This window comes from Amycolatopsis sp. A133 (genome assembly GCF_031082405.1).
GTDB lineage: Bacteria > Actinomycetota > Actinomycetes > Mycobacteriales > Pseudonocardiaceae > Amycolatopsis.
This window is the reverse complement of record NZ_JAVHJU010000053.1, coordinates 23700-30969: the sequence shown is the minus strand read 5'-3', so window position 1 is coordinate 30969 and position 7270 is coordinate 23700. Positions and strand designations below refer to the sequence as shown.

The 7270-nt window shown below is 69.2% G+C and carries 5 protein-coding genes; all 5 read right to left on the bottom strand.

Going from position 1 to position 7270, the window contains the following annotated elements; translation table 11 throughout:
• Positions 1-115: 115 nt before the first annotated feature.
• Complete coding sequence (locus Q5425_RS31625; RefSeq protein WP_308676002.1) at positions 116-1843, bottom strand: TIGR03767 family metallophosphoesterase; 1728 nt, start codon at positions 1841-1843, stop codon at positions 116-118.
• Between the two features lie 546 nt (positions 1844-2389).
• A complete protein-coding gene (locus tag Q5425_RS31620; RefSeq protein ID WP_308676001.1) occupies positions 2390-3205 on the bottom strand; it encodes a carbohydrate ABC transporter permease in 816 nt (271 codons plus the stop codon).
• Positions 3202-4098, bottom strand: coding sequence for a sugar ABC transporter permease (locus Q5425_RS31615; RefSeq protein ID WP_308676000.1), 897 nt, complete (start codon positions 4096-4098; stop codon positions 3202-3204). The genes Q5425_RS31620 and Q5425_RS31615 overlap by 4 nt, the downstream gene beginning before the upstream one ends.
• Positions 4095-5393: a sugar ABC transporter substrate-binding protein gene (locus tag Q5425_RS31610; RefSeq protein WP_308675999.1), complete on the bottom strand. Its 1299-nt coding sequence runs from the start codon at positions 5391-5393 to the stop codon at positions 4095-4097. The genes Q5425_RS31615 and Q5425_RS31610 overlap by 4 nt, the downstream gene beginning before the upstream one ends.
• Before the next feature lie 98 nt (positions 5394-5491).
• Positions 5492-7120, bottom strand: coding sequence for a long-chain fatty acid--CoA ligase (locus tag Q5425_RS31605; RefSeq protein WP_308675998.1), 1629 nt, complete (start codon positions 7118-7120; stop codon positions 5492-5494).
• Between the last annotated feature and the right edge of the window lie 150 nt (positions 7121-7270).

The window sequence follows — 7270 nt, the reverse complement described above, 5'->3', positions numbered from 1 at the left end:
GCCTCCCGATCCGGTAGTGCCTCGACGACCGCGTCGCCGCGGGTGGTCATCTGCTTCGCACCTTGTCCTGCCGAGATTCTAACCCGCCTTACCACTCACGACAGCTGCGGCAGACTCAGGACAGCGGGTTGACGAGCAGCAGCTCCGTGTTGTGGTCCTCCGCCGCGCCGACGCGGCCCAGGTCGATGTGGATGTCGTTGTAGGAAAGTTCGCGGTACAGCGACGCAAGCGCTTGCGGCGTCCGGTCGTCGTAGTCCGCGGCGTACGGCGCTTCCGCCTCGATCAGCGTCGTGAACAGCGACAACGTGCCGTCGGCGTTGTCCGCGACTTCGACGATCCGCGCGTGCTGCGGGAAGTCGACGTGCGACGCGGTGTTGATCTCCCAGAAGCCCTGCTGCGGGGTGTTCCCGGCGTGCGGCGTGATCTTGTTGAGGTGCGTGTGGCCGTTGACCCAGGCGAGCACGTTCGGGAACCGCTTGAGCAGCGCGACGAGGGCGTTGCCCTCCAGCCGCGGGTCGAGCGGGTGGCGCGAGTCCGGCAGCAGGTTGGTCATCGTGCCGCTGGTGTGGTGGCTGAAGAGGAGGAACAGCTCGTCGGTGACGCCGTGGGTGATCTTGCGGCCGAAGAAGTCGTAGTAGGTCGAGCTGTTGCGCTTGAGCGTCGACTCGACCCACGAGTACTGCGCCAGCCCGATCGAGCCGTCGGCGAACCCGGCGTCGGTCGTGGTGTCGAGGCTGATCCCGGTGATGCCCGGGGCGATCCGGAAGGTGTAGTAGACGTTCCGGCCGTCGGCGTTGGCGCTGGTGAAGCCGTGCCCGGCGGGGCCGGGGCCGGTGTTCGCGCTGTCGAGGTGCGCGCGGACGAACTCGCCGGTGCCGAACGGGCGGCGCCGCGCGTCCGGCGTGATCTCGCGGATGGTGCCGCTGCCGCCGAACAGTTCCGCGACCGGGACGCTCGAGCCGGGTTTCCGGATGGCGTCGGCGAGCTTCTTCGCGGTGGTCTCGTCCTTGCCGATGACCTTGTACTTCCCGGTGTACCAGGCGTCCATCCCCGGGATCTGCGCCGGCAGCGAGCCGACGATGCTGTCGTCGTGGTTGCCGAAGGTGCAGAACCACGGGACGTCGAGGCCGGGGGCGGTGAACGTCCGCATGCCCGCTTCGAGCAGACCGGGGATCTGCGGGAAGCCCTTCGCCGAGTACTTGTCGCCCACGCCGGGGATCGACGGGTTCCAGTACTCGTCGTTGCCCGAGCTCTGGACGCCTTCGTAGGCGTCCGGGTCGCCGGAGTTCGGGGTGACGGTGCCGCCGTTGAGGACCTTGAGGAACCAGCCGAGCTCGATCAGCTCGTGGTTGTCGGTGTTGTCGCCGGTGGTGACCATCAGGTCGAACGGCCGTCCGGTGAACGGGCCCTGCCGCACGCTGTTGACGCGCTCGACGAGCGCGCTGGTGGCGACGGTGCCGAGCGCCTCCTGCGGCCGGTGCGCGGAGCCGATGAACGGGTGCAGGTACTCGAACCGCGCGGGGCTCTCGGCGTCGGTGATGTGCAGATCGGTGAACTGGACGAAGGCCGACAGCGCACGGCGCCGGTCGTCGCGCCCGCTCTTCGGGGTGGCGAGGTCGCTCCGGACGACCAGCGGCCAGCCGGGGCCCGCGGACAGGCGCGAGTACGTGCTGGTGCTCCCGCCGGTGGCGACCTGCTCCAGGGTGGTGCCGGACGTGGTGACCGAGCGGGTGCTCGTGAGCCGGAGGGCGCGGTCGAGGGCGTTCGCGGTGGGCGTGCACAGCAGGAGCCCGAGTCCGGCGGCGCCCGCGGTGGCGAAGGTGCGCCGGGTCAGTTCGGCCATGTATTCGCTCCCCAGTCGGTTCCGGGTGAACGTGAAAAACATTCACCGTGACAGTTCAGTTCACCCTGTCACAGTTCGCGTGGTGGGGTGTACCGCCGAAGGTTGTGGTCATTTCCGCCGCTGGGCGAGACCGTCGAGGATGACTTCGGTGCCGAGGGCGAAGAGCTCGTCGGCGGTGGTGCGGGCGAAGATCGGGCCGAGTGCCTTGACGGCGGGGTAGCCGTCCAGCCGGTCCTGGAAGCCGGGGTCCGGTTTTGCGGGCGTCTCGGCCGACGCGAGGACGTGGGCGGTGAGCAGCCGCGTGCTCAGTTCGGCGAGTCCGGCTTCGTCGAGCAGTTCGAGGGCGGCTGGTGCTCGCGATCGGGATGGCGGTGCAGAACTTCGTGGTGATCGACCACGACCTCGTGGCGCGCGCGGCTTTCCTGGCCGGCGCGCCGCTGTCCGGTGGCTTCCTGACCGGGCGCCGGTGGGTGTTGGGGCTCCTGCCGTCGCTGGTGACCGACGGCGGGGCGCTGGTGCTGACGGTGGCCCTGCTGTGGTGGCGGTTCAGCCCTTCAGGCCGGACTCGGCCACCCCGCGCACCAGGTACCGCTGCAGGAACGCGAACAGCAGCACGATCGGCAGGATCGACACCGCCGCCGCCAGGAACAGCAGGTTCAGCTGCGGGTTCTGCGCCGTCAGCAGCCCCGACAACGCCACCTGGACCGTCCACGAATCCGGCGACTGGGCGATGATCAGCGGCCACAGGAACGCGTTCCAGCTGCCGATCGCGGTGATGACGGCGATCGCCGCGAAGAACCCCTTCGAATTGGGCACCACGATCCGCCAGAACACGCCCCACCGGCCGAGCCCGTCCACCCGGCCCGCCTCCTCCAGCTCGCGTGGGAAGTCGAGGAAGTACTGCCGGAACAGGAAGACGCTGAACGCGCTGAACAGTCCGGGGATCACCAGGCCGCGGAAGTCCGACAGCCAGCCCAGCGACGAGACCACCACGAAGCTCGGCACGAACGTCACCGACGTCGGGATCATCAGCGTCGCCAGCACCGCGTAGAACACGAACCGCGAGTGCCGGTAGGGGATCCGGGCCAGTCCGTAGCCAGCCAGCGAGCAGATCACCAGCAGCCCGATCGTCTGCGAGGTGGTGACCAGCAGGGAGTTCAGCAGGCTCCGGGCGAAGGGGACGTCTTCGGCGGAGAACAGCCGCGAGAAGTTCTCCCAGTGCACTGTGGACGGGAAGAACGTCCATTGTGGAGCGGTGAGCTCCGCCCGCGACGCCAGGCCGTTGCGCAGCAGCAGGTAGAACGGCAGCAGGAACAGCACCGCCGCCACGACGAGCGCGGTCCAGCGGAGCGCGGCCCTCATGACGCCCGTCCGAAGCGGAGCACCCGGCCTTGCAGGAGCGTGACAAAAGCGATGATCAGCGCCAGGATCACCGCACCGGCACTGCCGCGCCCGAGGTCCTGGCCACCCGAACCGAGCGACGTGTAGTACAGGTAGACCAGCGGCGGTCGCGCGAACGGCGGGTAGCCGCGCGCGTCGCCCATGATGTTGTAGAACTCGTCGAAGGCCTGGTAGGCGTTGATCAGGTTGAGCAGCAGCACCGCCACCGCCGTCGCGCGCAGCTGCGGCAGCGTGATGTACCGGAACACCTGCCAGCCCGGTTTGGCGCCGTCGAGCCACGCCGCTTCGTACAGCTGGGCCGGGATCCGCTGCAGGGCCGCGATGAACAGGATCATGTAGAACCCGAGCTGCAGCCACAGCCGTGCCGTCACCAGCACCACCCAGTACAGCGGCGGGTGCACCGTCCCGGTCCACGCCACCGGATCGGCGCCGAACAGACCGAGCACCGTGTTCGCCAGGCCGTACCGGACTCCGGAGAACAACGACGTCTTCCAGATCAGCGACGCCACGACGTACGAGCACGCGAACGGCAGGAAGAACACCGACCGGAAGAACGCCCTGGCGAACCGCAGCTGGTTGACCCCGAGCGCCAGCGCCAGCGACAAGACGAACGTCAGCGGCACGATGAACAGCGCGAACACGCTGAACGTGCCCAGGCTCGACGGGAACGGCTCGTCGGTGAGCATGTGCCCGTAGTTGTCCAGCCCGACGAACTCGGTCGGCGTCACCGTGTTGCGCGCGTCGAAGAACGACAGGTACGCGCTCCAGCCGATCGGCAGGTACGCGAAGACCGCCAGCCCGATCAGGAACGGCCCCACGAACAGCCAGAACGCGCGCGCATCGCGCCGTTTCATCCGAACAGGCGCTTCAGCTCGGCCTTCGCCACCTCGACGGCGGTCTTGACCTGCGCCGCCGGGTCCGCCCCTTCCTTCGCGATCTTCGCGACCGCGTCGGACAGGGCCGTGTTCGACTGCTGCGTCCACACCGGACCGCCGACGAGGTGGCTGTTCTCCTGGACGAACCGGGCGGCGTCGGCGGCCGGACCGGACTTGAGGCTGTCCGCGCGGCCGATCAGGCTTTGGCGCGCCGGGACGTGGAAGCCGAACTTCGTCGCGAACTCCAGCTGGTCCTGCGTCTGGTCGATCCACAGCCACTTCACGAACGCCTTGGCCTCGGCGACGTGCGCGCTCTTGGCGTTCACCATCGCGCCGTACGCCCCGACCGGCACCGAGGGCGCGCCGCTGCCGTCCAGCTTCGGGAAGGGCAGGACGCCGAAGTCGTCGTCGAACGCCTGGCGGATCTTCGGCACGTTCCACAGCCCGGTCCACTGCATGGCGGTGAGCCCGTCGATGAACGCGCTCGCGTCCGACCAGTCGGCCGGCGCGCCGAGCAGCAGGGAACCGTTGGCGTTGAGCGTGTGCAGCTTCCCCAGCGCCGTCGCCGCGCGCGGGTCGTCGAAGCCGACCTCGCGGTTGCCGTTCTTCAGGTAGTCGAGCCCCGCGGACCACAGCAGCGGGCCGGTGAGCACGCCGACGCCGCCGTCGTTGCCCGCGAAGAAGCCCTTGACGCCGTCCTTCGTGAGCTTCGCGGCCGCGTCGATGAGCTCGTCGACCGTCTGCGGGGGCTGCACGCCCGCCGCCTGCAGCAGGCTCTTGCGGTAGAAGAGCACCTGCGTGTCGGTGGCCTGCGGGATGCCGTAGACCTTGCCCTCGACGGTCTGCGCGGCCAGCACGGCCGGGCTGAAGTCGCCCTTCACCGGCGCGATGACGTCGTCGAGCGAGACGACCTGGTTCTGCCGCACCCAGTCGATCTTGACCTGCGCCTCGAAGACGTCGGGCACCTTGCTGTTCTGCAGCGCGGTGACGATCTTCGAGTCGTAGTCGCCCGGGTTCCACTGCACGTTCACGCTCGCGCCGGGGTAGCTCGCCGCATAACGCTTGACGGCGTCCTGGACGCCTTCCTCGCCGTATGCGTGGTACCACTGCTGGAGCGCGACCTTCGGGGCGTCCGACGGCGGCGGTCCCGCCGAGTACGCCGTCGAGGGCGGCGGCTCACCCTGCCGCCCGGTGTTCGACCCGCACGCCGTCGCCAGCGCACTCACCGCGCCCGCTCCCGCGAGCGCCAGGAAGCTCCGCCTGTTCCGCTGCATCCCCAGACCCCTCCGACGTGCTCCGAAGGCCACCATGAGGGGGTAGGTTCCCCCATGGTGGCCTTCCCCGGTGTGAAGACTCGCCGGAGATTTACCCGTTAGAGCTGGGCGATGTCGAGCTTTCCCTCGGAGTAGGACGCGCGGATCCGCTTCTTGTCGAACTTGCCGACGCTGGTCTTGGGCACTTCGTCGACAAAAGTCCAGTTCTCCGGCAGCTGCCACTTCGCGACCTTGTCGCTGAGGTAGTCGCGCAGCTCCTCCGGCGTGACGCGCTGGCCCTCCTTGAGCACGACGGCGACCAGCGGCCGCTCGTCCCACTTCTCGTCCGGGATGCCGACGACGGCGGCCTCGGCCACCGCCGGGTGGCCCATCACCTGGTTCTCCAGGTCGACCGAGGAGATCCACTCGCCGCCGGACTTGATGACGTCCTTGGCGCGGTCGGTCAGCGTCAGGAAGCCGTCCGGGCTGATCCGGCCGACGTCGCCGGTGCGCAGCCAGCCGTCGTGGAACTTCTCCGGGTCGATCTCGGCGCCGCCGTAGTACGACGCCGCGATCCACGGGCCCTGGACCTCGAGCTCGCCGACGGACTCGTCGTCCCAGGGCAGCACCGCGCCGTCGTCGTCGATCAGCCTCGCCCGCACGGACGCCGGGAAACGGCCCTGCGTGTAGCGGTACTTCCAGACGTCGTCGCCGGTCGCCGACGCCGGCGGGCGGGCGACGCTGCCCAGCGGCGACGTCTCGGTCATGCCCCAGGCGTGCAGGATCGGGACGTTGTGCCGCTCCTGGAAGGCGTGCATCAGCGACGGCGGCACCGCCGACCCGCCGACGACGACCTCGCGCAGGTGCGAGATGTCCTGCGGGTGCGCTTCGAGGTGGGCGAGCAGGCCCTGCCAGACGGTCGGCACCGCGCCGGCGAACGTCGGCTTCTCGGCGGCCAGCATCGCCGAGACCGGCGCCGGCTGGAGGAACCGGTCCGGCATCAGCAGCGACGCGCCGACCATCAGCGACGCGTACGGCAGGCCCCACGCCATCGCGTGGAACATCGGCACGATGGCCAGCGCCTTGTCGTGCTGGGCGAGCCGCATGCTGTCGGTCATGCAGACCTGCATCGAGTGCAGCCAGATCGACCGGTGTGAATAGGCGACACCCTTGGGGTCACCGGTCGTGCCCGAGGTGTAACACATCGCGGCGGCGGAGCGCTCGTCGACGTCGGGCCAGTCGAAGGTGTCGGGCTGGGCGGCCAGCAGCTCGGCGTAGGAGTGCACCTCGACGCCGTCGGGAGCTTCCAGGGACGCGGCGTCGCCGTTGGCCACGATGACGTGCCGGACCGTCTTGAACTGCGGCAGCTGCTTGGCCAGGAGGGGGACGAGCGTGCCGTCGACGATGACGACGTGGTCCTCGGCGTGGTTGGCGACGAACACGAGCTGCTCCGGGAACAGCCGGATGTTCAGCGTGTGCAGCACGGCGCCCATCGCCGGAACGGCCAGGTAGGCGGCCATGTGCTCGGCGTTGTTCCACATGAAGGTGCCGACGCGCCGGTCGCCGGTCACGCCGAGGCTCTTGAGCGCGTTCGCGAGGCGGGCGGCGTGGCGGCCGAGGTCGCCGTAGCTCTCGCGACGGGCTTCTGAACCGGTCCAGGTGATGACTTCGCTCGCCGAGTGCACCGACGTGCCGTGGCGAAGCAGGTTGGCCAGCGACAGCTGGCCGTCCTGCATGGTGCTCAACATGGTCGCTCCCGGGGGGTCGTTCGCCGGTGAACTGGGGTTGCGCCGACTCTAGTGCGGATCGGGTGAAGCGGGCATGGCCGGCCGCGGCTCCGTTCGGTCACGGTCGTCCCGCGATCGGGCGACGACCGGTCGATGATCAAGATCATCAAT